Consider the following 26,972-nt stretch of genomic DNA (forward strand, 5'->3'; position numbering starts at 1 on the left):
AATGATTCCATTTAACAAGCCTTATCTAACAGGTAAGGAAACAGAATATATTACCGATGCTGTAGCATCTGGAAAGATTTCCGGAAACGGGAAATATACCCAAAAATGCCAGCTTTTTTTTGAGGAAAAATTCGGATTCAAGAAAGCGTTGCTCACCACATCATGTACTGATGCGCTGGAGATGGCAGCTATCCTGATAAACATTAAGGAAGGTGATGAGGTAATCATACCTTCGTATACTTTTGTGTCGACCGCTAATGCTTTCGTTTTGCGCGGTGCAAAAATTGTCTTTGCCGACAGTATGCCCAACCATCCCAATATTGATGCTACAAAATTAGAAGGGTTAATCACATCAAAAACCAAAGCGATTGTGCCTGTGCACTACGCAGGGGTTGCTTGTGATATGGATACCATTATGGAGTTGGCTCAAAAACACAATTTATTTGTGGTTGAAGACGCTGCTCAGGCCATTGACAGCTATTACACCGGTAAAGATGGGATAAGAAAACCTTTGGGTGCCATAGGACATCTCGCTGCGTTTTCATTTCATGAAACCAAAAATATAATTGCGGGTGAAGGGGGAATGTTAACCATTAACGACGAACAATTTATTGAACGCGCCGAGATTATTTGGGAAAAAGGAACGAATCGTTCTGCTTTTTTTAGAGGAGAAGTGGATAAATACGGCTGGGTGGATATTGGGAGTTCTTTTTTACCTTCAGAGATTATTGCCGGTTTTTTGTGGGCACAATTGGAAAATTTAACAAATATTCAAGCTGTAAGAAAGCAACATTGGGAGGTCTATCATGAAGAATTGAAAACTTGGTGTGAGAATAACGGAGTCGGGTTGCCGCAAGTGCCTGAATATGCTACCAATAACGGGCACATGTTTTATTTAGTTTGTCAAAACATGGAGCAGCGTACTGCATTAATAGAAAAATTAAGAAGTCAAAATATTCATCCGGTATTTCATTACATCAGTTTGCATTCCAGTCCCTATTATAAAGATAAACACGATGGAAGGGTGTTGGCCGAAACGGACCGTTTTACAGATTGTTTGGTTAGACTACCGTTGTTTTATGAATTGGATGTACAATTAGTAATAAAAAACATTAAAAATGTTTAATAAAATTATAACCTATATCAAAGAGAATAAGGCAATATGTATAATTCTTCTGGTTGCCGCCTTACTTCGATTTTATAAAATTAATTTTCAGAGTTTGTGGATGGATGAAATCTATACGATGAACATCACAAATCCGGATAATTCATTTTCGACGATTATAACGGAGGTAAACAACAGAGAGGGTTTTCCGTATCTGTATTTCCTTTTTTTAAAAATTCTGCACACTTTTTTGGGTTACAGTCCCATAGTTGCCAGAGGTCTGTCGGCATTGTTTGGAGTACTGAGTGTTTTCGCCATATTTAAATTAGGCGAGAAACTGTATGATAAAAAAGCAGGTTTTTATGCGGCTTTGTTGCTGACTTTTAGCGAATATGCTATTTACATTTCTCAGGACGCCAGGCCTTATACGATTTATTTGTTCGGGGTTATAATGTCATATTATGGGATGGTAACTTTTTTAAAAGAGGTAAATAGAAAAAATGCAATACAATATGGTTTATTAGCTGGATTGCTTTTAAATTTTAATTTTTTTGCGTTAATTAATTTATTCGCACAGGCAATATTGGTGGTTTTCTACCTATTCTTTATTGATAAACAAAAACGCATTGAATTAATCAAAAACGGACTACTATCTTCAGGGATTGCAATAATTTTATTTTTGCCCAACATTTACAAATTAAAAACACTGATGGCTTTTAAATCCTCATGGATACCAGCCCCTGGACCAGATAGTCTAACTATTATTCTAAAAGAATTTATTGGAAACTCTGAAATGACGTTATTTATGTTAACGCCAATTTTTATTTTCTTTCTATTGAATGTGTTTAATTCAAAAGAGACGAAATCAGTATCGGATTTTCTAAATAATAAGAAAGTTTTCGCTTTTATTGTGCTTTTTTCATGGACATTAGTTTATGTTACGATTGTGTTTTTAAAGTCGTATTTAGATACTTCACTATATATTGCAAGATATTTTACAAGTATCATACCTGTTATAATTCTTGTTTTAGGCATAGGCTTATCGATGATTAAAAATAAATTTATCAGAATTTCTTTTACGTTATCCTTGGTTATGTTTGTTTTTTTAAATCATACAATTGTAAGAAACTATTACAAATGGCCTAATAAAACTCAATTTAGGGAGGCGGCACAATTAATTATTGATAATAACCCCAAAAACGAAACAGTATACACTGGATTAAAATATTGGTTTGATTATTATCTGAACAATAAAATGATAAGGACAAATGTTATTGAAAAACCAAATCTTGAAGCAGTAATATCCGAGATGATGGCTGACCCGACTAAAGTAAAACCATTTTGGTATACCGATGCTCATGGCAGACCGTTTGCCTTAACTGAAGCTGCTCAGCTGTTTGTAAACAATACTTTTTATATCGATAATAACTTTGATGGATTTGACGCTTGGACCAGGCATTTTACTCTATTGAAAGATGTTCCTAGAAGCATTGATATTTCTAAATTCATTCCTTTGCAAACATATAACGGAGATGGATTTGCATATAATATAGAAGCTTTTGAAAACACAAACGGAATAGTGAAAATTTCTGGATGGGCTTATTTTGATGGGCAAAGTGCTTCAGAATCTGTATTGGATGTCGTTTTACTGAAAGATGGAAAAGCAACACGAATGCTTACTCAAAAAGTTAATCGTCCAGACGTAACATCCTATTTTAAAAGTAGTTTTGATTTGGCTAATTCAGGTTTTTCTTCAATGTTAAATCTGTCAGACCTTAATAAGGGAGAATATAAAATTGGTATTTATTTAGTAAATAAAAAAACTGGAAAAACAGGCTTAAATATTACAGATAAAATAGTCGTGAAATAAAATTAGTCTGAAATAAAAAAAAGTATAAATTTGCAGAAAAACATTTAAAATGAAAATCAAATCGTTTATAGTAATTTGTACTCTAGTAATTTTTGCATCATGTAAAAAAGAAGCTCAAGCTACAGGAGAAAAAACTGAAACACAAGCTGTCTCGACGGAACAAGAAGTTGATAAAAATTTATTAAAAGTATCTTTTGATTTGGTTGTGAAAAAAGATGACAATATGCATCTTTATTATACAGAGGATGGTACGATTAATTTTGATGAAAAAAAATCACTTTGGGTACCTGTAAAGGGTAGTGAAGGGGTACAAGAAGTTACCTTTAAATTACCAGAGAATGTTCTGCCTACACATTTAAGAGTTGATTTTGGTTTTGGAAAAAATGAAGCCCAGTCAGATGTAGAGCTAAAAACTTTTCGTTTGAAATATTTAGACAAAATGTTTGAAGCAAAAGACACTATGATATTTAATTATTTTTATCCAAATAAAGAAAATACAATTGTTCCTGCAAAAACAGCCATTCTTCAGAGAAAAGCAAAAGATCAGCCAGGAGGTCCAATTTTATATCCACATGCTCCATTAACAGAAGAGTTGAAAAAAATCATCCAATAAACATTGTGAATTTTAAAAAGTGAACTTATGTTCACTTTTTTTTTAAAAATTAATTAAAGTATATTGGTTGTTAATGAAATATAAATCGGATGAGATTATTTTTTCTTTTTTTTCTTTTCTCGTTAATATCCTGTGAGGATTCAAATAAAAATTCCAATTTTGTTTTGAATGTGGATCTTGTTGTCAAAAATGATGATTCTTTGCATATTTATTACAAAAAAGGAGGTACAATCAATTTTAATGAAAATGAATCTTTTTGGGTAAGGGTGAAAGGACAAAATAAAAATCAGAAGGTAGCCATTGAATTTCCCAAGGATATTGTGCCAAATCAGGTACGCATTGATTTTAGCAGAAACTTAGAACAACGCGAAATAATTTTCAATAAGTTTGAATTTGCTTATCGAGGAAATTCTTTTGTCGCTAAAGGCAAAGACATTTATAAATATTTCAGGGTAGACGATTCTAATACATTGTTGAATAAAGAATTCGGTTCATTAACCCGAAAAGACACCACTACAACGGTTGGTCCATCCTTATACCCTAACGGATACTATTTAGCAGTTAAATTGGATGAATTAAAATTCAAAAAATAAAAGATTTCAGTCCCATTAAATGTTTCATAAACTAAAATCAATATTTTCAAATCTTCAATTTCAAAAGCTATTCGTATATGGCTTCGGACAACTGTTCAATTTAGTTACGCCGCTTTTAATAGTGCCTTATATAGTTGGTATTTGTGGCGAAGAAAATTTCGGTAAAGTAGCTGTGGGAATGGCGCTATCATTTTTTCTGATTGTTTTTATTGATTACGGATCTGATTTGGTTGGAGTGAGAGAAATTTCCATAAACAGAAATAATAATGAGGCATTGCAAAAAATCGTAATGATCAGTTACATGTCAAGATTTCTTATCCTGCTTTTTATACTTCTGTTTTCCGTTGGATTGTTTTTGACCATTCCTTATTTCAAAGCCGAGAAAACATTGTTTCTTTTTGGATTACCCATTTTAATAGGCCAGTTTTTAAACCCGACCTGGTTTCTTCAGGGCGTTGAAAATGTCAGGTGGATTACATTTTCCAATATTATTTCAAAGATAATTTACCTTTTGGGTGTTTTTCTGATGGTTAAATCAGCATCTGACTATATTTATGTTAATTTTTTATGGGGACTGGGAATGATTCTGGCCAACACATTAATGTTAATCCTCATTTTTAAAAAACATTCCTTTTCATTCTATAGTGTGACAACTGTAGAGATTACCAAGTTTCTTAAAAATGATTTTTCCATGTTTTCTTCTCAAATCTTCGTCGCCCTTCAATTAAATACACCGGTAATGGTTTTGAGTTTTTTCGGAAACAACCTAATGGCAGGTCAGTATAAAATTGTGGAACAGATAATCGTAATTTTTAAAACGTATATTTTCCTGTTTTTTAATTATGTTTTTCCTAAGGTGTGCTACCTGCTGGAAAGAAACCCAACAAAAGGTATCCGAAACTGGCAATTGTATAATGGATTTAATTTCGTTTTTGTGCTCTTTGGAATGCTTTTATTTTATTTTTTTTCTTATGATGTGGTTTCCTATTTTAATCCTACGAACCGCTATGTTTTAAGTAGTCTTTTAAATGTGGCCATTTTAATACCAATTCTTTTAGCAGTTTCCATCCCCTTAAAGCAGCTTGTTTTGGGCTGGAATTACAAGAGGTTTTATGTCAGAATTACATCGGTTATGGTAATTTTAAACCTTTTAGCCATAATAATAATCTTACCCTACTATAAAGTTTACGGAGTTTTTTATAGTTTAATAGCATCAGAAGTTTTAATGATTTTATTTTACTTAATTTGTATTAGGAAAAAACTCTTCTTTAAAGAGAATGCTTAATCACATGTTAAAAAAAATATTTCAGAAACTTCTCAAAAATGCGGGAAAGAACTATCAAATGGATTCCAGGATTCCGGATGCTTTAATCTTATACACATTATACAAAAGAGGCATGATGTTGCTGAGGGGGATTATTAAGCTTCGAAAAAAAGTCTTTTTAGGACCCAACGTGTCTATTGCCAACAAAAGAAACTTCCACTTCGGTACAAACGTAACAATCGAGAAAAACACTCGTTTGGATGGTTATGCTTCCCAAAGGATTATGCTTGGAGACAATTGTAAAATCGGAGCTTTTTCCTGTTTAACCAGTACTAGCCATTTCTCAAAATACGGAAAAGGACTTGTAATGGGAAACAATTCGGCTATTGGTGATTATACTCATTTTGGTGCTTCAGGCGGTATTGATATCGGTAACGATGTGATTATGGGTTCCTATATTAGTTTCCACTCTGAGAATCATGTTTTTTCGGACACCTCTAAATTAATTCGCGAACAAGGGGTTACTTCTAAAGGAATTAAAATAGGGAACAACGTTTGGGTTGGAGTCAAAGTAACTTTTTTGGATGGTTCGCAAGTTGGGAATAACTCAGTAGTAGCCGCAGGAGCAGTGGTAAATGGCGTTTTCCCAAATAATGTTGTTATTGGTGGAGTGCCGGCTAAAATAATCAAAACAATAGAGTAATGACTTTAAAAATATCCAAACAATATTTACGACAGTTGTTTTTTTCCGTATGTGTGATTATACCTTTTTTTAATAATTACGAAATTTCTTTTGTCTTTTGGGTGATTGCATTGCTCTTTACAATAAAAAAAAGATACTCTTCTTTATTTTTAAGCTACCTGTCACATTTTATTTTAATTCTTTTACTGGCTTTGTTGGTTGGGTCGTTTTACGAATACAACCAATACTTTGTCATTCGCGACATAACATACATGCTCAAACCGATATTGGGACTGGTTATAGGGTATCAGTTTTTTTCGGAAGACACCAAAGACCATTTTAAATTTCTGTTATATGCCGGAATTGCCATGGCATTAATACATTTGGTTTTGGTGCTTTATGGAATTGGGATAATGGGGGCAAGAAGTGTTAGCGACATACGGTTGTATGGCGGATATTTTAATGATTATGAAATTTACACCCTTGCCTTATTACTGTTCTACAAAAAGTTTGAAATCGACATTACCAGAAAACAATATGTTTATTTCTTGATTATTCTTGCCGTTTCCAGTTTTTTCTATCTGGCCCGCACAAATTTTATTCAGATTGTCATTCTTTTTCTGGCGTTAAAAGGTTTTTTACATCTTAATAAGAGGTCGTTAACCATTTTTTCAGTTTTGTTTTTGTTGGCCGTAGTGGGATATACAAGTATCTATTATTATAATCCGAAGCGTAACGGAGGTGCAGTGGATGAGTTTTTATATAAGGTAAAACTGATTCCTTTGGAAGCATTTTCTACCAAAATTAACCGGGAAGATTGGAAGGATTTTCACGACCACTATCGCTCTTATGAAAATGTGCGAACTGTGGAACAGCTTTTAAGTAACGAAACCTATATTTTTGGTGAAGGAATCGGTTCTCAGGTCGATTTAAAACAGAAAGTCTTTCTTGGTGATATGGAATTACGCCACATATCGATCTTACATAATGGTTATATGACGGTATTTTTGAAATCCGGTATCCCTGGATTACTATTGTTGATAATGTCCATATTTTTCTTCTTTAAAAAATTTGGCACCATAAATGAAATGGATAACAACATAAATTTGCTTTTTGTGGGTACAGGGTTGTTTCTGATTGTCTCTTATTGGGTGTTTCTAGGATTGTATAATCTGTTAGATTCTAAATCGATTTTTATAGGGTATCTTTTTGCATATAAAAACAGTTTACGATTAAAACACAACGTTATTCGATGAGAAATATACTGTTTGTACACCAATCGGCAGAAATGTACGGATCTGATAAAACATTATTAGTTCTTGTTACGGAGTTTAAGAAAAAAACAATAAATCCGATTGTGGTTTTACCTAATGATGGCCCGCTCAAAGATGCTTTAGAAAAGGAAAATATTACCGTTATTATTGCTCCGGTTTTTAAGGTTTCCAGAAAAATGTTCGGAGTGCGAAACTTGATTTCTTTACCCAAACAAATATCACAAGCCATCAAAATTTTGGATCAAATCAATAAAAAAGACAAAATCGATTTGGTTTATTCCAATACATTAGCGGTTTTAATCGGACTTATTTATGCCCAAAAAAGAAAGATTAAACATATTTGGCATGTTCACGAAATTATTGAATCACCCAAATTAGTTGTAAAATTCTTCAAAAATGCTTTGCTTTCAAAAGCAAATAACACGATTATTTATAATTCTGAAGCAACAAAATGTTTTTGGAATAAAGACAACGAAATTCTTAATCAAAAAGCGGTAGTTGTTTTAAATGGTCTTTCTAAATCGGAAATAGAACTTCCAGAATTGGAAAGAGCAGAGATTAAAGAAACGTTACTTGGTGCAAAAAATAAAGAAACGATGATAGCCTTGGTAGGTAGGATAAGCAGATGGAAAGGGCAAAAATTGTTATTGGATGCTTTTCATAATTTGTCGAAAACACATCAAAATATACGACTTCTTTTCGTAGGTTCTCCACCGCCCAATCAGGAAGTTTTTCTCGAAACATTGATTCAACAGGTGGCTGATTATGATTTGATAGAAAAGGTAACAATCTTGCCCTTTCAGGATGACATCGCAAAAATTTGGGAAGTGATTGACATCGCCGTAGTACCTTCAACCGAACCGGAACCTTTCGGTTTAGTAGCCTTAGAAGCAATGTTAGCATCTAAACCAGTTATCGGAGCAAATCACGGAGGATTAAAGGAGATAATCATTGACAACGAGACCGGATTTCTAGTTGAACCTAACAATGTTGAAGCATTAGTTCACTCTCTGGAAAAGCTAATCACAGATAAAACCACGAGGGAAACAATGGGGCAGAAAGCCTATCAAAGAGCCATAGCCGTATTTTCACTCGAAAACTATGTTTCACAGATAGAACAAATCTGTCTGAAACAAATTGCAGACCATCCTAACCCGAAATAAAGTCCGTTTTGACTGCTTTTTTGTTAAAAATGCCTATTTTTGAACACTCATTAAGGAAGTGTTTTCATGAAGATTGCCATACTAGGAACCAGAGGAGTTCCCAATTATTACGGAGGTTTTGAACAGTTTGCTGAATTTTTTTCGGTTTACCTTGCTGAAAAAGGACATGAGGTTTATTGTTATAATTCACACGACCATCCTTTTCAGGAAAAAACATTTCACGGGGTAAACATTATTCACAAGTACGATCCGGAATACAAATACGGCACTTTCGGACAGTTTATCTATGATTATAACTGTATCATGGATTCCAGAAAACGAAACTTTGATATTATACTGCAATTGGGTTACACCAGTAATTCCATCTGGTTTTTTCTGCTGCCCAAACAGCCAATCATCATCACTAACATGGATGGCCTGGAATGGAAACGTTCCAAATATTCCTGGCCCGTACAGCAATTTTTAAAAGTTGCCGAATGGCTGGCAGCCGTTTCCAGTGATTATCTAGTGGCCGATTCATTGGGAATTCAGTCCTTTTTAAAAAAAACCTACAAAAAGGAATCCACATATATTGCCTATGGCGCCCATCCTTTTAATTCTCCGGATACAACAGTATTAAATGAATATCATGTAGAACAAGGAAACTACAACATGATTATGGCGCGCTTTGAGCCGGAAAACAATCTGGATATGGTGTTGGAAGGGGTTTCATTATGCGAAGATAAAACACCCATTTTAGTTATTGGAAAACACAATACAAAATACGGCGAATACTTGAAAAACAAGTTTAAATATTTCCCCCATATTCGTTTCATGGGCGGAATTTATAACTTAGAGCATCTGAACAGTCTTCGATATTTTTCCAATATTTATTTTCATGGACATTCTGTAGGCGGTACAAATCCGTCATTATTGGAAGCAATGGCTTCTCAGGCACTGATTGCAGCGCATAATAATGATTTTAACCGAGGTGTTCTGAAAGAAAACGCATTTTATTTTTCTAATCCAGCCGAAGTGAAAAACCTTTTAGAATCGGTCAATAAAAATGACAACACACATAAAATCAAGAACAATTACGAAGCAATTGAAAAGGACTTTAATTGGGAAAAAATAAATGGTGACTATCTCCAACTTTTTGAAGAATGTTTTTCAAGACATAAAACAGCAAACACGAAATAATTATTTATTTCTCCCGTTGCTTTTAGTTCTGATTACAATCCCGATGCGGTATGCTTACAACAGCATAACCACCGGCGTTTTCATTGGAATTTCCATTCTGGCATTTAAAAAGCGGCATTTCAGAATAGAAAAAAGTCTGATTGTACCCATAGCAATCTATCTTCTTATGCTTGCCTCAATGCTTTGGACTACAGACTTGCCGGAAACCAAGTCGGCACTTTTTAAAATGTTTCCGGTTTTATTACTCCCAGTCTGTTTCATGATTAACAAGCCGTTTTCGCAAGTTCAGATCCAAAAAATCATTACATATTACGGCTATTCGTTTGTTTTGTTTGCGCTGTTCTATCTTGGAAGAGCCATATTTAGGTATGTTCTTACTAAAGACAGCTCGGTCTTTTTTTACCACGGTTTAGTTACCGAGGACGTTAATGCTATCCACATTTCCACTTATATGGTTTTAGCCTATTTTTCGTTTATGATACAGGCAAACAAAACCGTTTATGTTAAAAGTGCGTTACTCCTTCTGGCAACTGTAATTGTGTTGTTGTCTTCTAAAAATTTAGCTGTCGTTTTTTTGATTTTAAATTCGGCGTATTTCCTTTATTATTTCAATAACCAGATCAAGAGAAAGCTTTTGATTACCCTAATTGGATTCGGATTGGTGGTGACAGTTGTTTTCTTTCAGGAACTTAAAAACCGATTTGAAATTGAGATTGCCTCAAATTTAAAAGAGAACACCATTAACAGAGAAATCAGTAAATCCAATAGATTGGTATACAATGTGACCGTAGGCGAGGCCTGGAGAACAGAACGTTTTGATAAAAACGATTTCTTTCCTGGAACAGCCCTTCGGGTTTATCAGTTTAGGATTTTTAATGAGATGATGCAAGCCGACCAAGTTTTCTTGACGGGGTACGGATTAAATGCCACCAAACATAAAATCAAAGAGAAGCGAATTGAACATAATTTGTATGAAGGGTATGATGAATTTAATTTTCACAACCAATACATACAGTTTTTTGCCGAACTTGGGGTTTTAGGATTCCTGTTGATAGTAACAATGGTACTGATAAACCTTAAAAACGGACTAAATAACAAAGATTTTATACATATTTCTTTTGCAGTTCTAATGATAAGCTTATTTTTGACAGAGTCGTTTTTGAGCAGACAGCGAGGCATTATTTTTTTTATGATGCTGTACTGCCTTTTTAATGCTTCAATAAGAAATCGACTAAAAAAGGAAATCGAATGAAAAGAATATTAATTACTGGAGCAGCAGGGTTTTTAGGGTCTCACTTGTGCGATAGATTTATTAGAGAAGGATACCATGTAATAGGGATGGATAACCTGATTACCGGTGACCTAAAAAACATAGAACACCTTTTCAAACTAGAGCATTTTGAGTTTTATCATCACGATGTGACCAAGTTTGTCCATGTTCCAGGGAAATTAGATTTTATTCTTCATTTTGCTTCTCCTGCCAGTCCGATAGATTATCTGAAAATACCAATCCAGACCTTGAAAGTTGGTTCCTTAGGGACGCATAATCTTTTAGGTTTGGCACGTGTGAAAAAAGCACGAATCCTTATTGCATCCACTTCCGAAGTGTACGGCGACCCATTGATTCACCCGCAAACGGAGGAATACTACGGAAACGTTAACACCATTGGCCCGCGAGGGGTTTACGACGAAGCCAAGCGGTTTCAGGAATCCATTACCATGGCGTATCATACGTTCCATGGCGTGGAAACCCGAATCGTTCGTATATTCAATACCTACGGACCAAGAATGCGTTTAAATGACGGTCGTGTTATCCCGGCTTTCATCGGTCAGGCATTGCGTGGGGAAGATTTGACGATTTTTGGCGACGGTTCCCAAACGCGCTCTTTCTGTTATGTGGACGATCAGGTGGAAGGGATAGTCCGACTGTTGCATTCCGATTATCACCTCCCGGTAAACATCGGTAATCCCGATGAAATCACCATTAAAGATTTTGCGGAGGAAATTATCAAATTAACGGGAACCAATCAAAAAGTGGTCTACCATCCGCTGCCAGTTAATGATCCGATGCAACGCCAGCCGGATACCACAAAAGCAAAGGAAATTTTAGGTTGGGAAGCCAAAGTCTCCCGTTCCGAAGGTATGAAAATCACCTACGAATATTTCAAGTCCTTATCTCCGGAAGAATTGGCCAAAGAAGAACACAAAGACTTTTCAGATTATATCCGATAATGACGGCGGCTCAAAGAGGAAGATATTCAAAATATTTAAAACCCCTCAGTATTATTATTGATTTAATAGTATTGATCGGATTACCGTTCTTTTTCTTTAAAGGCTTAAATGTTAATTTTTGGTATTTCAATGTCTATCAGGTTTTTTGTTGGTTAACCGTTGCATATTTTATAGGATTTTACGAGGTCTTCCGATATACAACCCCAGTGCAGATTTTTTCCAAAATCACGAAACAGGCCATCATTTTTCTTTTGATTGTTATAGCTTTCTTTCCTTTTTCAAAAGAGACTGTCTTTAGCGGAAAGGCCATTGCTCTCTTTTTGAGTAGCGGTTTTTCTCTGATTATCATTTCCAAAGTGTTAGCATTTTATTATTTAAAGAAATACAGAATTGTTACCGGCAGTAACTATCGAAATGCCATAATTGTAGGATACAATAAAGAAGCAATTCGGTTAAAGGATCTCTTTAATACACGAACTGATTTCGGATACCGGTTTCTTGGTTTTTTTTCGGATAATGTTCAAAATGATGATATAAGGGGGAATTTAAGGGAACTTCAATCCTTTTTAATTGATGAAAAAGTAGATGAGATCTATTGTTCTTTAGGGGAATTATCCAATGATAAAATAAAGGATTTAATTGAATTTACGGATGAAAACAACATTACAATTAAATTCATACCGGATTCCAAAGAGATTTTTTCAAAAAATTTAAAAATCGATTATTATGAGTTTTTCCCAGTACTTTCATTACAAAAAACTCCATTAGACGAACCTATTGTTAAGTTTTCAAAAAGAGTATTTGATATTTTTTTCTCACTATTCGTAATCGTATTATTTCTTTCTTGGTTGATACCCGTTCTCGCTTTTTTGATAAAATTAGAGTCACGAGGTCCCGTTTTTTTCAAACAAAGCCGTCCGGGATTGAATGAAGAAGAATTCTTCTGTTATAAATTCCGATCCATGATGCTGAATTCCACCACCGAGCAAGAAGCATCTCGAAATGACCCGAGAGTTACAAAAATAGGGAGGATCATTAGAAAAACAAGTTTAGATGAGATGCCACAGTTTTTTAATGTGCTTTTTGGCGACATGTCTGTTGTAGGGCCAAGACCACACTTATGGTCGCAAAATAAAACCTATGGAAACCGAATTAAAAAGTACATGGTTCGTCATTATGTGAAACCCGGCATTACAGGTCTTGCACAAGTTCGAGGTTTTAGGGGTGAAATCGAAACAGACGAAGACATGATTAACCGAATCAAATACGATGTTTTTTACATTGAAAATTGGTCAATGCTTCTGGATCTAAAAGTCATTGCCCAAACCGTAATTAATATTTTCAAAGGCGAAGAAAAAGCGTATTAGATTTTTTTTATTTCCTCGTCGATTACGTCTAATTGTCTGTCAAACGAAAAATGTTCTTCGGCAATTTCCCGAATTTTCACTCTGCTGTTGGAACTGGTTTTTGAAACCTTCAGGAACAATCGGTTCAGCGATTCATAATCCTGAGGCGCAATCACGGTACCCAATTGAAATTCCTTTACGATATCGCCACCTTCACCCCCGGCAATATAAATAATCGGTAATCCGATGTGTGCCATCTCAAATATTTTGGAAGGAACCGAACCGTAAATACGATTCACCAGCGGAATTATAGCATAATCGGCTTTATGGGTAAGAATTTCATGCAAGGCCGTACGGGTAAGTTCGCCGTGAAAGAAGATATTTTTATGCGGGTTCTTTTCGATAAATGCAATCAGCTCCGCTTTCTCCGCACCGTTGCCATAAATGTCAAGAATTACATTTTCGGGCAATCGGATATTTTTACAAAGAGTAACAATGCCTTGTGCCACACCTAATAAACCGGCATACACCACATGGATTTTTTCCGATGTTTCAGCAGTCGTGTTTTTCTGTAACAAAAATTTAGGATAGTTGCGGTACAAAACGGTTTTCGTCGACACGCTTTCCTTTACATGGGTACAGATTTCATTGGATTGCCCCAAAACCAAATTCGCGTTTTTATAATTGAACCGTTCGATTTTTTCCAACATACGATAACTGAAACTTTCGGTCATGACTCCAAGCTCTTTTCCCGCCAAAGGCCACAAATCCGAAACGTTGAGTATGATTTTTTTGCCTTTGATTTTATTCATCAGTACGCTGAAATAAGCAACAAAAAGGGGTGGCGACTGAATAATCACTTTCTTCGGCGTTTTGGTAAACAACAGAAAAACACTCAGCGAAAACGAAAACGACAACATGGAAATGAGTCGGACCACCTTGCTTTTCGAATTGCTCGGAAACACCCAGGTGCGGTAAACGGTAATGTTCTTCTCAACTGATTTGTGTTTGATTTTTCCCTGATAACCGTCAAAAGTTTTCCCGTTCGGATAATTGGGCAGCGGACACAATACCGAAACGTTCCAGCCTTTGTCACGAAGTCCGTGTGCCAGTGTTTCGATACGATTGGCGGCCGCTCCGGTTTCCGGAGGATAATAGTTGGATATGATTAGAATGTCCTGCATTACAGCGGTAAGTCTAGTAAAATTTCTACAATTCGGTTGGCGGTATTCCCATCCCAAAGCTCTGGAATTTGAACGTTCTTCCAGTTGTTATGGGCTATTTTCATAATATTTTCTTCCAAGGCGTTGAAGTCGTTTCCAACCAATACATTGCTGCCCAACACACAGGTTTCGGGTCTTTCGGTGTTTTCGCGAAGGGTGATGCACGGAATGTGCAAATAAGTTGCTTCTTCGGTAATACCCCCGGAATCGGTAATCACACCCGCGGCATTTTTAAGCAGGTAAATGAATTTCAGATAGGGTTGCGGTTCCACGATTTCCAGATTCGGATAGTTTTTTCCGATGGCTTCCACAATGGGTTTGGTTCTCGGATGAATCGGGAAAACGATGGTGAAATCTTTGGCAAAAGTCGTAATATTATCCAGATAACGTTCCAGATTTTCTTTATTGTCCACATTGGCCGGACGGTGCATCGTGAGCACCAGGTATTTTTTTTCGGAGGAATCTAAAGCGTCAAAAAAGGAAGGTTTTTCAATGCGTTCCAGATTTTTAACCAACGAATCAATCATAATATTCCCGACGAAGAAAATCCGGTCGTCTTCAATTCCTGCTTTTTTCAGGTTTTCATTGGCATAACTCGACGTGGTGAAAAAATAATCAGTAATGCTGTCGGTTACCATACGGTTGATCTCTTCAGGCATTGTCAAATCAAAGGAACGGATTCCGGCTTCGATATGAGCCACTTTCACATTGGCTTTTTTCGCTACAATACTGCACGCCATGGTAGAAGTCACGTCACCCACCACAATCACCAAATCGGATGGATGATCTGCCAGTTCTTTTTCAAAACCGATCATGATGCCTGCTGTTTGTTCCGCTTGCGTACCTCCGCCCACCATAAGATTCGCGTCGGGTTTCGGAATGTTTAATTCTTCGAAAAACGTGTCGCTCAGGTTCTTATCGTAGTGTTGGCCCGTATGCACCAATCGGAACGAAATGGCTTTTCCTTCCTGTTGTTTTTTCTGAATCTGATGGATAAGCGGCGCAATTTTCATGAAATTGGGTCTTGCTCCGGCAACTATGGTGAGTTGTATCATGTTAGTTCGGATATGAATTGTTTGAGTTTTCCCCGTGCATTGCGAAGTAAACTGTTTTTTCGGTGATATGAAAATTGTAATCCCGGTTCCAGATAGTTGTCTATGGCTTCCTGAATTTTTTTCAGCTGTTCGGACGTGAGTTCTTTTTCGGAAACGTAATCGATTTCAAACGTATCGATTTTGGTCTGACGGATGATGAATTCCTTCACGTTCCCGTCGTCTTCAATAATGCTTTTGGTGACGTAGTAAAAGGTCAGTCCCGGAGCTTTTTTTCCGCTGGGCAGTAACGCCACATCATTGGTTCTTCCGATGAGTTTTTTCAGGATGGGTTTTTTCGGCGTGCTTTTTTCATCCAAAATTCCAATGTCACCAATATCATAACGGATAAACGGATGGGCTTTGTTGTACAACGACGTAATCACAATCCGGCCTTCTGTTCCGTTGGGAACCGGCTGGTTGTTTTCGTCTAAGATTTCCATAAAGAGCGTTTCGGAATTCACCTGCCACTCTCCGTTTGGGTTTTGAAACGCAATCAAATCGAGTTCGGAAGCACCGTATTCGTTCACGATCGGAATGCCGAGTTGCGTTTCAAGCAGAATTTTATCGTCGTCAAACAGCATTTCGGATGTCACCATGCAGACTTTCAACGTCGGACAAATGGTTTTCAAGACAATGTTTTTGGTCTGCAGAAATTTGGCAAACAACACAATCGAACTCGTATACCCGTTGATGTACTCGAATTTTTTGGTTCGGAAATGGGTCAGCACTTTTTCCAGAAAGGCATCGGACAGGTCAAAAATCGGGAAACGGTAGCGTTGTCCCAAAAAGTCTTTCAGCCGTTCTTTACGGTACCCGATAAAATCCAACGGGATGCCGTAAAATCGGGCCTGATACGAGGTGTTGAAATCAATCCCGTACCAACCGAAACGGTGAATAATGGAAGCCCAGGTTAGGGCATGCGCCTGCTTGTCTTTGGCAAAAACGAAAGGATCACCACTGGAACCGGACGTTTTGTTTACGAAAACCGTTTTTGGGGTGTAGCCTTTGGAAAGTCTCTTTATTAAGGGTTTCTGCAAATCTTTTTTGGTAAGCACCGGTAAATCGTTCCAGTTTTCAACAGTGTTTTTTCCGGCCAATTCCCTGTAAAACGAATTGTTTTTCATATGAAAGCTTACGATTTCATTTCGCTGCACTGTAATGTAGTCCTGATACTTTTCTTCCGGAATGGAAAGAATGGCATCAAAAGCGGCATGGGCTTCCTTCATCGGGAAACCGTTCAATTGCAGTGAAAAATCAAATAATCGAAACACGTATCGGGTAAATTTCTCCAAAAATAATAAAACCCACCGCCATAAACTATCGATAGAAACTTTTTTTTCCGTTGAAAACCGACTATTTTTGCACCCAAATCAACAACACAACAACATGACTATTTTACTGTTAGGCTCCGGCGGAAGAGAACACGCTTTGGCTTGGAAAATGCTTCAGAGTTCTCATTGTTCCAAATTATTTGTAGCGCCCGGTAATGCCGGAACCGCTTCCATAGCGACCAATGTGGCCATCAATCCCAACGATTTCACCGCAGTTAAGAATTTAGTGCTTACGGAAAAAATCGAAATGGTAGTGGTAGGCCCCGAAGATCCTTTGGTTAACGGTGTCTTCGATTTCTTTAAGAACGATGCCGATCTGAAAGGTATTCCGGTTATCGGACCTTCAAAACAAGGCGCGCAATTGGAAGGCAGTAAGGAATTTGCCAAAGAATTTTTGGTAAGACATAACATTCCAACGGCTGCGTATGATAGTTTTACCAAAGACACGGTTGAAAAAGGCTGTGAATTCCTAACCACACTGCAACCGCCGTACGTTTTAAAAGCAGATGGTTTGGCGGCAGGAAAAGGGGTTTTGATTCTGAATGATTTGGCCGAAGCCCAGCAGGAATTAAGAAATATGTTGGTGGATGCGAAATTCGGCGATGCGTCTTCCAAAGTGGTTATCGAGGAGTTTTTGGACGGTATCGAATTGAGCTGTTTCGTTTTAACCGACGGGAAAAATTATAAAATATTACCCACGGCAAAAGATTACAAACGCATTGGTGAAGGCGATACCGGATTGAACACCGGTGGAATGGGAGCGGTTTCTCCGGTTCCGTTCGCGGACGCCGTTTTGATGGAAAAAATCGAAGAGCGTATTGTAAAACCAACGGTTCTGGGACTGCAAAAAGACAATATAGAATACAAAGGATTTGTTTTCATCGGTTTGATCAATGTGAAAGGCGAGCCGATTGTAATCGAATACAATGTACGCATGGGCGATCCGGAAACGGAAGTGGTCATGCCAAGAATACAAAGTGATTTGGTGGCATTGTTCCAAGCGGTTGCCAATCAGACTTTAGATCAGGTAGCTTTGGAAATCGATCCGAGAAGCGCTACGACCATTATGGTAGTGTCTGGCGGTTATCCGGAAGACTATGAAAAAGGAAAAGTGATTTCCGGTTTGGATAAGGTGGAAGGGTCGATCGCTTTTCATGCGGGTACGGCCTTAAAAGACGGTCAGGTGGTTAGCAACGGTGGCCGGGTAATTGCCGTAACGTCGTATGGCAACGATTTTAAGGAAGCGATTGCCAAATCTTATGAAAACATCGGAAAGATTACATTTGACAACATGTACTATCGAAAAGATATTGGTTTCGATTTATAGCAAAAAAAATCCCGATGAAAATCGGGATTTTTTTTTATTCTTATTTTAAGAAAGAATGCGCGGTAGTATCCTGCTCGTCTTCTCCTTTGTCTTTGAATAATTTTAATTGTTTGATCCAATACCAGTTGGCCGCACAACAGATAATGATGAAAATCCAGTTGATTGTGTTGGCAGTCCACCAGTTGGTTAATTCCATTTCTCTCATCCAATCCATTGGAGCGAAAAGGATTTCTTCGAATAAATAGGCTATTCCTTCAAAAAAAGCTTTCATAATGCGTTATGTTTTTAGTTTATTTGGAACTCACAGGGAAAGAAAGTAAAACTTCTTTGGTCTTGTTAGTCTCTTTTTTGTACAAATGTTATCTTTACAGTCACAAAAATATAAAATATCTGCATGATAGCAAGTCTTTTTAATAAATCCCGACCAATTAATTACGTTTTAATCAGTTTATTGCTGGTTGTTTTTTATTTTTTGTACTTAACAAAGGACTTTTCATGGACGGATTATTATTTCACCATCGTTCAGAAAATTGGATTGTTATTCATTTTAATCGCGTCTTTATTTTTGGTTCGCTTCATCACCAAACGCAACGGACTGAGTAAAGACAACAGTTATGCGGCTTTTCTGTTTGTCATTTTTCTGATTCTTTTCCCGACGACTTTGGTCAATACCAATATTATTCTGGCCAATTTCTTCCTGCTTTTGGCTTTGAGACGCCTGGTTTCAATGCAATCGTTGGTCACCCCGAAAGAAAAGATTTTTGATGCTTCGTTTTGGATTTTCGTAGCCTCTTTATTTCACTTTTGGTGTATTCTCTTTCTGATTTTGGTTTTCATTTCGATTGTTTTCCACGTATCGAGAGATTACCGGAACTGGTTGATTCCGTTCATTGCTTTTTTCTCGGTTTTAATTCTGTTCATGTTGGCCGTACTTATTTTAGACAGCGACCTTTTGGCGTATGTGGCCGGAAAAATGCAAATCAGTTTCGACTTCACCTATTTTGAAAACGTATTCCAGAATATTGCCTTGGCGTTTTTTTCTTCGGTAGCGGTATTGTTTTTCACCACTCAGGTTCTGGCACTTCAGAACCGACCGTTGAACATGCAGTCGTCCTATAAAAAAATCCTTTTCACCTTTCTTTTAGGGGTTGCGGTGTATGTGTTGTCGGCCAGTAAAAACAACAGTTTCCTGATAGTTACCTTTTTTCCGTTATCGGTTTTGGGAACCAATTTTCTGGAAGGCTTGGACAACAAATGGCTGAAAGAAAGTGTTTTGGGAGGCTTGGTAGTGATAACCCTCATTATCTTTTTCGGACAATTATAGTTTGCTACCGTAAGCCAAATCACCGGCATCACCCAACCCGGGAACAATGTAGTTTTTCTCATTCAGTTTTTCATCCAACGCGGCTACCCACAAATGGCAGTTTTCCGGAAGATTTTTTTTCAGAAATGCAATCCCTTCGGGAGCAGCAATGACCACCGCGATATGAATTTCCTTTGGTTTCTGTTCCAGGTGTAATTTGTGTAAAACCGCTACTAAGGATTGTCCGGTTGCCAACATCGGGTCGATTAAAATCAGATTTTTATCCTGAAAAGAAGGCGCTGCCTGATACTCCACTAAAATTTCAAACTTGTCATCATTGTCATAATGATGGCGGTAGGCCGATACAAATCCGTTTTCCGCATCGTCAAAAAAATTCATAAAACCTTGGTGTAAGGCCAAACCGGCACGTAAGATAGAACACAAAACCACATTGTCGGCAATGGTTGTCGTGTGTTTAATTCCTAGAGGAGTCTGAACGGAAATGTCTTTATATTCTAATGTTTTACTCAGTTCATAGGCCATGATTTCTCCGATACGTTCGATGTTTTTACGAAAACGCATACTGTCTTTCTGAATTGTAACGTCGCGAAGTTGCGTTAAAAAGTGGTTCAGAATGCTGTTTTTTTCGGAGATATAATGAATGTGCATGGGAATTGAATTTATTTTTCGGACTATAAAAGTATAAAAACTATATTTGTAAATAAAATTTAAAACTATGTTCGCTGAATTCGCCTTTCCTATTTTTGAGCAAAGCATCCGAGATTATCATGTAATCGACGATGTGTACCAACCCGTTTTGAATCCGTATGAAAAAGGTTCCATAGAATATTTATTGTATGCCAAAAACTGGGTGGATACCGTGCAGTGGCATTATGAAGACATCGTTCGTGACCCGAATATTGATCCGGTAGCCGCTTTGGATCTGAAACGTAAAATCGATGCTTCCAATCAAGTGCGTACCGATATGGTGGAATATATCGACAGTTATTTTCTTCAGAAATACAAAGATGTTCAGGTAAAACCGAATGCAAAAATCAATACCGAAAGTCCGGCTTGGGCAATGGATCGTTTGTCAATTTTGGCCTTGAAAATTTACCACATGAGCGAAGAAGCGAACCGCGCAGAAGCGACTCCGGAACACCGTGCCAAATGCCAGGAAAAATTAAACGTATTGTTGGATCAGAAAAACGACATGTTCATTTCAATCGGTCAGTTAATCGAAGATATCGAGAACGGTGATAAGTACATGAAAGTGTACAAACAAATGAAAATGTACAACGACGAGGAATTGAATCCGGTATTGTATCAAAACAAAAAATAGTCATCGCAACGATGCCTAAACCAATACATATTGCTGTAATAAGGCTCTCAGCCATGGGTGATGTCGCAATGACGGTTCCTGTACTGAGAGCCTTAGTTTTGCAGCACCCCGAAGTGCAACTTACCGTGGTTTCCCGACCTTTTTTCAAACCTTTTTTCAACGGTATTCCGAATGTGGATTTTTTCGCGGTCGATTTGAATAAACGTCATAAAGGATTTGCGGGCTTGCTCCGATTGTATGCCGATTTGCGAAAGCTAAATGTTGACGCTGTAGCTGATTTGCATAATGTACTGCGCTCTAAAGTGGTTCGGAATTTATTCGCGTTAAGCGGAAAAAAAGTGAGTGCCACCGATAAGGGAAGAGAAGCCAAAAAAGCCCTTACCAGATTCGAAAATAAAATTTTTGCTCCGGTAAAACCGATGGTTGAACGGCATTGTGCAACATTTGCCGAGTTGGGTTTTACCATTGATTTGACAAATCCGAAATTTCCGAAAAGAGCGAACTTGTCTGAAAAAATCATTACCGTTACCGGAACCAAATCGGAGAAATGGATTGGCATTGCGCCTTTTGCACAATACGAGAGTAAAGTGTATCCTTTCGATTTAATGAAGAAAGTAATTGATGCATTGGCTTCCGACCCAAGTCTTAAAGTGTTGCTTTTTGGAGGCGGGGAAAAAGAAATCCAATTGTTAAACCAGTTGCGGAACAGCCATTCCAATGTTGTTGTATTAGCCGGTAAACTGAAACTCCAACAGGAACTTGAAGTGATTTCCAATCTGGATGTAATGCTCAGTATGGATTCCGGGAATGCACACCTTGCGGCTATGTTGGGCGTAAAAGTGATTACGCTTTGGGGCGCCACGCACCCTTTCGCCGGATTCAAACCGTTTCACCAACCGGATGATTTTTGCATTACGGCCGACAGAAATGAATATCCGTTATTACCAACATCCGTTTACGGGAACAAAAAAGTGGATGGGTATGGGGATGTCATGCGCACGATTTTACCGGAAACGGTTGTAACTAAAATAAAAAAGGAGCTTGAATAAGCTCCTTATTTTATTTATTGTCCCAGATAGGTGACCTCAATTCGGCAGAGATTGCCCATTGCGGTTGTTTTTCCGATAACATGAGGTGAAGCCGAAGTCAAATTGTCATCGGCAATCCCCCAATAAGAGGCGTTTAAGTTACAGGTCTGCCCCACTGTAAGTTGTACGGTATAGATAATGGTTGTCTGGTTGAACAATTCATAAATATCGGTATTACCGCCCCACATCCCGCCGTCTTTAAAGAAACTGGTGGAGTAGGTGTAAGAATCCGTATTTACACCATTTACCGTCAAACGGAAATTACCTTCCACAAAACCAAGTTTTGCATCGGTATCATCAACAGTGGTTGCACCCAAATACCCATGCAGTATGATTTGGTAGGTGCCATTGTAAGGTGCCACAAAACTCTTTGCATTTAAATTCGGAATGTTGGTATAGGTTGAGGCTGTAGTAGCGCAGGCTAAATTCGCATTTTGAACGAACGATACATTGTATTTTCTTTGGAATTGGGAAATCCAGGAAGTGCCATCCCAGAAATAAACACCCGGCACAACCGAATAGGTTCCTGCCGTGGTAGCCGTATTCCAAACGGATGTTCCTGCAACTAGGGCACCGCCTTGTGGGTTGATAACCGGTGCGGCCACATTGGTAGCGGTCAATGCCACTCTGGGCAATAAAAAACCGGTGGTTGAGGAGTTGATTTCTAAGGCTGCCCGAGGGGTGGTTGTTCCGATTCCAACCTGTGAATACACGTTTACGCTAAGGGTAATTGACAGGATACAGATTGCAAACTTGTAAAAAGTTTTCATTGTGGTTTGATGTTAGTTTTCGGTTAAATTTTTATTAAAATTTTAGCGAAACTATAAAAAACCCACATGTTAAGCCGATTATGTTATATAATATCGATGAAAAACAAAAAAAATCGACTAATTACAAAATTAGCCGATTTTTTTATAATTGGTTGTTTTACAGAGGATTTATACGTCGTCATAATCCACATAAATCTCTTCTGTGGTTGGGTGGGCCTGACAGGTTAAGATTAAACCGTCGGCAATTTCTTTATCGGTTAGGATGGCATTCTTTTTCATTTCGGCAGCGCCCTTGGTAACTCGGGCCAAACAGCTGCTGCAAATTCCGCCCTGACAAGAATAGGGAGCGTCAATGCCTTGTTTTAAAGCGGCTTCCAGAATGGTCTGTTTTTGCGCCATTTCAAAACTCACTTCCTCGTCATCTACCATCACGGTAATTTTGGTATGTCCGCCTAAAGTGTTTTCGGAGCTGGTTTCGTTTGGCGAAGTTGCGAACAATTCAAATTTGATGTCTTTTTCCGGAACATTGTGTTCTTTAAGAACCGTACTAACGGTAGAAATCATGTCTTCCGGTCCGCACAAATAATATTTGGCAAATTCCTTTTCCGCGTGTTTGTTTTTTAATACAAAATTGACGGCTGATTTATCAATTCTTCCAAACAAAGCCTCGTCAACATTTACCTGGGTGAAAGTAAAATGAACAAAGAAGCGTCCCACATATTTTAATTGTAAATCATGCAGTTGTTTGTAAAAAATGGTTTCTTCCGGAGATTTATTACCGAAAAGCAAAACAAAAGTACTTTTGGGTTCGTTATGCAAAACCGATTGGATAATCGACATGATTGGCGTGATTCCGCTTCCTGCTGCAAAAGCCGCATAATTTCTCTGGTTCTCCGCTTTGGGTTCAAACGTAAAACGGCCTTCGGGAACCCCTACTTCAATCAGGTCGCCCTGTTTCAGAGTAGTATTGGCAAACTGTGAAAAAACGCCATTGGAAACGGCTTTAATGGCAATACGGAATTCACCACTATCAGGAGCCGAGCATAACGAATACGCTCTTCGGATTTCCTTTCCGTCCAGTGTCAGTTTTAAATTAACATATTGTCCTGCAGTAAAAGCATATTGTGATTTTAATTCTTCCGGAACATTAAAAGCGACGGAAACGGCTTGTGGTGTTTCGCGTCGTACTTCTTTTATGAGTAGTTTATAAAATGTTGACATGATATAATTTGTTTAAAAGGCAAAAATAACTAATCTGAAATTTTTAAATATGATAAAAAGCAGAAATTAATTGTTCAGGAGTTTTAGGCAGGGATGTGAAAAGAAAGTTTTAAATGGTTTTCTCGCTGTATGTGATAGTTGTTTTCAAAGACTTTCTTTCCCTTTCGGCCGATTTTTCCTTACAAATTTTACACATATTAAAAAGAAACGTATTTTTACCCGTATTTATACTAAAAAAAGATTTTGAAAGTTAAAGGAATAAAACGGTTTACCTTGAAAAACACGATATTAAAATATTTGTTGGTTGTTGGCTTTTCGGCGCTTTTAATTGCCTGTTCCACCAAAAAAAACTCATTCACTCGTAGGGCCTATCATTCGGTAACTACGGAATTCAACGTACTGTATAATGGTCAAATCGCTTTTGATAAAGGCGTAGAAGATCTGAAAGTAACCTACAAGGATAATTTCTGGGACATACTGCCGGTAGAACGCATGCAGGAAAAAACAGAAGCCATTCTTCCGGGCCAAACCAAAAATGCCAATTTTGAACGTGCGGAAACCAAGGCAACCAAAGCCATTCAGAAACACTCCATGAATATAGACGGGGGCGAAAAGAATCCGCAAATGGACGAAGCACACCTCCTGTTAGGAAAAGCCCGTTACTATGACAATCGTTTTCTTCCGGCCTTGGAAGCGTTCAATTACATACTGTACAAATATCCCACCAGCGATAAAATATACGAGGCCAAGATTTGGCGAGAAAAAACCAACATCCGTTTGGAGAATGATGCGCAGGCCATCAAAAACCTGAAGATGTTGCTTAAGGATAAGAGATTAAAAGGGCAGGTACATGCCGATGCCAATGCCATTTTAGCACAAGCGTACCTGAATACCAATATCAAGGATACTGCAATTGCCAAACTGAAAATCGCCCGCGAGCTTACCGAACAAAAGGAAGAGCAAGCACGCTACAGTTTCATATTGGGTCAGTTGTATGAAAGCCTGAATTACCCGGACAGTGCCTATGCGGCATTTCAGGAAGTGATTGACATGAAACGAAAATCACCGCGTCGTTATGTCATTTGGGCACACGCAAAACAGGCGCAACAATTTGATTATAAAAACGGGGACACGCTTGCGTTTTCCGAGAAATATGACAAACTTTTAAAAGACAGGGAAAATCGTCCTTATCTCGATGTGATCAACCATCAGAAAGGATTGTTTTATGATAAGTTGGATAAGAAAAGCGACGCAAAAAAATACTACAATAAATCCCTTCGCTCCGTTTCACAGGACAATTATCTGATGGCCACCAATTACCGTAACCTGGCGGCGATTTATTTTGAAGATGCGAAATACAAATCGGCCGGGAAATATTATGACAGTACGATGACGAAACTGGACATGAAATCACGCGAATATTTTGCCATTAAAAAGAAACGTGAAAATCTGGATGACGTCATAAAATATGAGGATATCATTCATTTAAACGACAGTATTCTGAAAGTGGTGGCCATGAATGACAACGACAGAAGAAATTTTTATGAAGCCCACATTTCGAAGCTAAAAATCGAAGACGAAAGAAAAGCGCTTGAAGCCGCTAAAAAAGCGGAAAAGGAAACCCTGCAACAACAACAAAACCCGGGCGATACCCAAATCATGAAACCCGGCACAAATGATCCTCAGGGAGTTAAAGGAGGGAAAATGATGCCGCCATCCGGAGACCCTGTCAGTATGGAGCCGCCATCCATGGTTTCGCCCACGCTACAAACCCGAGGCAGCGACGGACAATCCAATTTCTATTTTTACAATCCAACCACGGTTGCTTATGGAAAAAGCGAGTTCAGAAAGAAATGGGGTAACCGTAAACTAAAAGAGGACTGGCGTTGGACTTCAATGTCGGATACCTCCAATGACAATCAGGACAATACCGAGGAAGTCATTGCCGATGAAGTGGTGAAAGTGGATGAGAATCCATTGGTTAAAACCGAAAAACCGGAATATTCTGCCGATTTTTATCTGAGCCAACTGCCAACCGAACAAAAAGTAATCGACAGTTTGGCACGAGACAGAAATTTTGCGTATTTCCAGTTGGGGAACATCTACAAGGAGAAGTTCAAGGAATACGAATTGGCCGCTTCAAAACTGGAAACGCTTTTGGCTCAAAAACCGGAGGAGCGATTAATCTTGCCGACGAAATACAATCTGTATAAAATATACGAAATCATTCATCCCTTGAAAGCCGAGGCGATGAAACAGGAAATAATTTCAGGTTACCCGAACAGTCATTATGCGCAGATTCTGCAGAACAGCGCAGTCCAGATTACCGACAGTCCGGCAATGGTTTACGGTACTTTATTCAAACAATACGAAAAAGGGGATTATCAGGAAACCCTAAAGCAAACCGAGCTGATGCTTCAGAATTTTGCGGGAGACGAAATGGCACCGAAATTCGAATTGTTACGCGCACGAATTATCGCCCGATTGGAAGGGGTTTCAGAATACAAAAAAGCCCTTACGGCCATCGCACAAAACTATCCTACGATTGATGAAGGAAAACAGGCCGATGCATTGGTGAAAAATGACATCCCGAAACTGGAAGCGCTGGAATTAGGAAAAGGCACGCCGGCTAGCTGGAAAATCGTGTACCAGATTCCGTATCCAAACGCCAGCGATACCAAAGTAAAAGTGCTGAACGAAAAGCTGCAGAAATACATCAAAGACCGAAACAGCGAAAAAATCACCTTGTCGAATGATGTTTACAGAGCCGATAAGAGTTTTTTGATTGTTCATGGCTTCAGTAGTAAGGAAGGGGCGTTGTCGACCATTTCGGTGTTGAAAGACTTCAAAGGCTATAAAATTCAGGACGCGGCTTTTGTGATTTCGAATGAAGATTACAAAGTGATTCAGATTAAAAAGAATCTACCGGAGTATCTGGCAACAATAAAATAA

24 protein-coding genes are annotated in these 26,972 nt (G+C 38.0%); 17 read left to right on the forward strand and 7 right to left on the reverse strand.

Features of this window, described 5'->3' with window-relative positions:
- Nucleotide 1 precedes the first annotated feature (1 nt).
- The 12 genes from rffA (at nt 2) to BLQ05_RS11300 (ending at nt 13,342) form a co-directional block, all read left to right on the forward strand.
- Nucleotides 2-1,126 (forward strand): dTDP-4-amino-4,6-dideoxygalactose transaminase, encoded by a 1,125-nt coding sequence (gene rffA / locus BLQ05_RS11245; protein WP_023576214.1) that lies wholly within the window; start codon nt 2-4, stop codon nt 1,124-1,126.
- Nucleotides 1,119-2,975, forward strand: a complete 1,857-nt coding sequence (locus BLQ05_RS11250) for a glycosyltransferase family 39 protein (RefSeq protein WP_035654401.1) — start codon at nt 1,119-1,121, stop codon at nt 2,973-2,975. The genes rffA and BLQ05_RS11250 overlap by 8 nt, the downstream gene beginning before the upstream one ends.
- A gap of 49 nt (nt 2,976-3,024) precedes the next feature.
- A complete protein-coding gene (locus tag BLQ05_RS11255; RefSeq protein ID WP_023576212.1) occupies nt 3,025-3,588 on the forward strand; it encodes a hypothetical protein in 564 nt (187 codons plus the stop codon).
- A gap of 164 nt (nt 3,589-3,752) precedes the next feature.
- The gene (locus tag BLQ05_RS11260; protein WP_143000947.1) at nt 3,753-4,181 is read left to right on the forward strand and encodes a hypothetical protein; all 429 of its coding nucleotides are present in this window, start codon (nt 3,753-3,755) and stop codon (nt 4,179-4,181) included.
- A gap of 19 nt (nt 4,182-4,200) precedes the next feature.
- Entirely contained in the window at nt 4,201-5,466 is a 1,266-nt protein-coding gene (locus BLQ05_RS11265) for an oligosaccharide flippase family protein (protein WP_023576209.1), read from the forward strand.
- Nucleotides 5,467-5,524: 58 nt separating this feature from the next.
- Nucleotides 5,525-6,148: an acyltransferase gene (locus BLQ05_RS11270; protein WP_162147780.1), complete on the forward strand. Its 624-nt coding sequence runs from the start codon at nt 5,525-5,527 to the stop codon at nt 6,146-6,148.
- Complete coding sequence (locus tag BLQ05_RS11275; RefSeq protein ID WP_035654393.1) at nt 6,148-7,383, forward strand: O-antigen ligase family protein; 1,236 nt, start codon at nt 6,148-6,150, stop codon at nt 7,381-7,383. Before BLQ05_RS11270 ends, BLQ05_RS11275 begins: the two co-directional genes overlap by 1 nt.
- Complete coding sequence (locus BLQ05_RS11280; protein ID WP_023576207.1) at nt 7,380-8,564, forward strand: glycosyltransferase family 4 protein; 1,185 nt, start codon at nt 7,380-7,382, stop codon at nt 8,562-8,564. The genes BLQ05_RS11275 and BLQ05_RS11280 overlap by 4 nt, the downstream gene beginning before the upstream one ends.
- A 66-nt stretch (nt 8,565-8,630) precedes the next feature.
- Nucleotides 8,631-9,743, forward strand: a complete 1,113-nt coding sequence (locus tag BLQ05_RS11285) for a DUF1972 domain-containing protein (protein ID WP_023576206.1) — start codon at nt 8,631-8,633, stop codon at nt 9,741-9,743.
- Between the two features lie 16 nt (nt 9,744-9,759).
- Nucleotides 9,760-10,995, forward strand: coding sequence for an O-antigen ligase family protein (locus tag BLQ05_RS11290; protein ID WP_162147779.1), 1,236 nt, complete (start codon nt 9,760-9,762; stop codon nt 10,993-10,995).
- Nucleotides 10,992-11,975 (forward strand): UDP-glucuronic acid decarboxylase family protein, encoded by a 984-nt coding sequence (locus BLQ05_RS11295; RefSeq protein ID WP_035654391.1) that lies wholly within the window; start codon nt 10,992-10,994, stop codon nt 11,973-11,975. The genes BLQ05_RS11290 and BLQ05_RS11295 overlap by 4 nt, the downstream gene beginning before the upstream one ends.
- Nucleotides 11,975-13,342, forward strand: a complete 1,368-nt coding sequence (locus BLQ05_RS11300; protein WP_035654388.1) for an undecaprenyl-phosphate glucose phosphotransferase — start codon at nt 11,975-11,977, stop codon at nt 13,340-13,342. Before BLQ05_RS11295 ends, BLQ05_RS11300 begins: the two co-directional genes overlap by 1 nt.
- Here BLQ05_RS11300 and BLQ05_RS11305 read toward each other — a convergent pair.
- Genes BLQ05_RS11305 through BLQ05_RS11315 form a run of 3 tightly spaced genes read right to left on the reverse strand, consistent with a single transcriptional unit; the run spans nt 13,339 to nt 16,909 of the window.
- On the reverse strand, nt 13,339-14,505 hold the full coding sequence (locus BLQ05_RS11305) for a glycosyltransferase family 4 protein (protein WP_035654387.1): 1,167 nt from the start codon (nt 14,503-14,505) through the stop codon (nt 13,339-13,341). The two genes, BLQ05_RS11300 and BLQ05_RS11305, sit on opposite strands and share 4 nt — an antisense overlap.
- On the reverse strand, nt 14,505-15,599 hold the full coding sequence (wecB, locus tag BLQ05_RS11310) for a non-hydrolyzing UDP-N-acetylglucosamine 2-epimerase (RefSeq protein ID WP_035654384.1): 1,095 nt from the start codon (nt 15,597-15,599) through the stop codon (nt 14,505-14,507). The genes BLQ05_RS11305 and wecB overlap by 1 nt, the downstream gene beginning before the upstream one ends.
- A complete protein-coding gene (locus BLQ05_RS11315; RefSeq protein ID WP_035654382.1) occupies nt 15,596-16,909 on the reverse strand; it encodes a phenylacetate--CoA ligase family protein in 1,314 nt (437 codons plus the stop codon). The genes wecB and BLQ05_RS11315 overlap by 4 nt, the downstream gene beginning before the upstream one ends.
- 115 nt (nt 16,910-17,024) lie before the next feature.
- Here BLQ05_RS11315 and purD point away from each other — a divergent pair, with 115 nt between their 5' ends.
- Nucleotides 17,025-18,296: a phosphoribosylamine--glycine ligase gene (purD, locus tag BLQ05_RS11320; RefSeq protein WP_023576199.1), complete on the forward strand. Its 1,272-nt coding sequence runs from the start codon at nt 17,025-17,027 to the stop codon at nt 18,294-18,296.
- Between the two features lie 40 nt (nt 18,297-18,336).
- Here the strand turns inward: purD and BLQ05_RS11325 are convergent, their stop codons facing one another.
- The gene (locus tag BLQ05_RS11325) at nt 18,337-18,567 is read right to left on the reverse strand and encodes a DUF6341 family protein (protein WP_023576198.1); all 231 of its coding nucleotides are present in this window, start codon (nt 18,565-18,567) and stop codon (nt 18,337-18,339) included.
- Between the two features lie 123 nt (nt 18,568-18,690).
- Here BLQ05_RS11325 and BLQ05_RS11330 point away from each other — a divergent pair, with 123 nt between their 5' ends.
- The gene (locus BLQ05_RS11330; protein WP_023576197.1) at nt 18,691-19,620 is read left to right on the forward strand and encodes a DUF6427 family protein; all 930 of its coding nucleotides are present in this window, start codon (nt 18,691-18,693) and stop codon (nt 19,618-19,620) included.
- On the opposite strand, the gene upp is transcribed toward BLQ05_RS11330, so the two are convergent.
- Nucleotides 19,615-20,268 (reverse strand): uracil phosphoribosyltransferase, encoded by a 654-nt coding sequence (upp, locus tag BLQ05_RS11335; RefSeq protein ID WP_023576196.1) that lies wholly within the window; start codon nt 20,266-20,268, stop codon nt 19,615-19,617. The genes BLQ05_RS11330 and upp overlap by 6 nt on opposite strands.
- A 67-nt stretch (nt 20,269-20,335) precedes the next feature.
- On the opposite strand from upp, the gene BLQ05_RS11340 reads away from it, so the two are divergent.
- Together BLQ05_RS11340 and BLQ05_RS11345 are read left to right on the forward strand one after the other, a co-directional pair.
- Nucleotides 20,336-20,941, forward strand: a complete 606-nt coding sequence (locus tag BLQ05_RS11340; RefSeq protein WP_023576195.1) for a DUF4254 domain-containing protein — start codon at nt 20,336-20,338, stop codon at nt 20,939-20,941.
- A gap of 11 nt (nt 20,942-20,952) precedes the next feature.
- Nucleotides 20,953-21,990, forward strand: coding sequence for a glycosyltransferase family 9 protein (locus tag BLQ05_RS11345; protein ID WP_035654380.1), 1,038 nt, complete (start codon nt 20,953-20,955; stop codon nt 21,988-21,990).
- A gap of 14 nt (nt 21,991-22,004) precedes the next feature.
- On the opposite strand, the gene BLQ05_RS11350 is transcribed toward BLQ05_RS11345, so the two are convergent.
- The gene (locus BLQ05_RS11350) at nt 22,005-22,799 is read right to left on the reverse strand and encodes a hypothetical protein (RefSeq protein WP_023576193.1); all 795 of its coding nucleotides are present in this window, start codon (nt 22,797-22,799) and stop codon (nt 22,005-22,007) included.
- A gap of 168 nt (nt 22,800-22,967) precedes the next feature.
- Nucleotides 22,968-24,020: a ferredoxin--NADP reductase gene (locus BLQ05_RS11355; protein ID WP_023576192.1), complete on the reverse strand. Its 1,053-nt coding sequence runs from the start codon at nt 24,018-24,020 to the stop codon at nt 22,968-22,970.
- A 273-nt stretch (nt 24,021-24,293) separates the two neighbouring features.
- Between BLQ05_RS11355 and porW the strand changes: the two genes are divergently transcribed.
- Nucleotides 24,294-26,972 (forward strand): type IX secretion system periplasmic lipoprotein PorW/SprE, encoded by a 2,679-nt coding sequence (gene porW / locus BLQ05_RS11360; RefSeq protein ID WP_035654413.1) that lies wholly within the window; start codon nt 24,294-24,296, stop codon nt 26,970-26,972.

The sequence above is a fragment of the Flavobacterium saliperosum genome (genome assembly GCF_900100625.1).
In the GTDB taxonomy this organism is placed as follows: Bacteria; Bacteroidota; Bacteroidia; order Flavobacteriales; family Flavobacteriaceae; genus Flavobacterium; species Flavobacterium saliperosum.

Coding starts and splice junctions, on each gene's coding strand:
- rffA (WP_023576214.1), top strand. CDS start 2: ATGATTCCATTTAACAAGCCTTATCTAACAGGTAAGGAAACAGAATAT.
- BLQ05_RS11250 (WP_035654401.1), top strand. CDS start 1,119: ATGTTTAATAAAATTATAACCTATATCAAAGAGAATAAGGCAATATGT.
- BLQ05_RS11255 (WP_023576212.1), top strand. CDS start 3,025: ATGAAAATCAAATCGTTTATAGTAATTTGTACTCTAGTAATTTTTGCA.
- BLQ05_RS11265 (WP_023576209.1), top strand. CDS start 4,201: ATGTTTCATAAACTAAAATCAATATTTTCAAATCTTCAATTTCAAAAG.
- BLQ05_RS11270 (WP_162147780.1), top strand. CDS start 5,525: ATGGATTCCAGGATTCCGGATGCTTTAATCTTATACACATTATACAAA.
- BLQ05_RS11275 (WP_035654393.1), top strand. CDS start 6,148: ATGACTTTAAAAATATCCAAACAATATTTACGACAGTTGTTTTTTTCC.
- BLQ05_RS11280 (WP_023576207.1), top strand. CDS start 7,380: ATGAGAAATATACTGTTTGTACACCAATCGGCAGAAATGTACGGATCT.
- BLQ05_RS11285 (WP_023576206.1), top strand. CDS start 8,631: ATGAAGATTGCCATACTAGGAACCAGAGGAGTTCCCAATTATTACGGA.
- BLQ05_RS11295 (WP_035654391.1), top strand. CDS start 10,992: ATGAAAAGAATATTAATTACTGGAGCAGCAGGGTTTTTAGGGTCTCAC.
- BLQ05_RS11300 (WP_035654388.1), top strand. CDS start 11,975: ATGACGGCGGCTCAAAGAGGAAGATATTCAAAATATTTAAAACCCCTC.
- BLQ05_RS11305 (WP_035654387.1), bottom strand. CDS start 14,505: ATGCAGGACATTCTAATCATATCCAACTATTATCCTCCGGAAACCGGA.
- wecB (WP_035654384.1), bottom strand. CDS start 15,599: ATGATACAACTCACCATAGTTGCCGGAGCAAGACCCAATTTCATGAAA.
- purD (WP_023576199.1), top strand. CDS start 17,025: ATGACTATTTTACTGTTAGGCTCCGGCGGAAGAGAACACGCTTTGGCT.
- BLQ05_RS11325 (WP_023576198.1), bottom strand. CDS start 18,567: ATGAAAGCTTTTTTTGAAGGAATAGCCTATTTATTCGAAGAAATCCTT.
- BLQ05_RS11330 (WP_023576197.1), top strand. CDS start 18,691: ATGATAGCAAGTCTTTTTAATAAATCCCGACCAATTAATTACGTTTTA.
- upp (WP_023576196.1), bottom strand. CDS start 20,268: ATGCACATTCATTATATCTCCGAAAAAAACAGCATTCTGAACCACTTT.
- BLQ05_RS11340 (WP_023576195.1), top strand. CDS start 20,336: ATGTTCGCTGAATTCGCCTTTCCTATTTTTGAGCAAAGCATCCGAGAT.
- BLQ05_RS11345 (WP_035654380.1), top strand. CDS start 20,953: ATGCCTAAACCAATACATATTGCTGTAATAAGGCTCTCAGCCATGGGT.
- BLQ05_RS11350 (WP_023576193.1), bottom strand. CDS start 22,799: ATGAAAACTTTTTACAAGTTTGCAATCTGTATCCTGTCAATTACCCTT.
- BLQ05_RS11355 (WP_023576192.1), bottom strand. CDS start 24,020: ATGTCAACATTTTATAAACTACTCATAAAAGAAGTACGACGCGAAACA.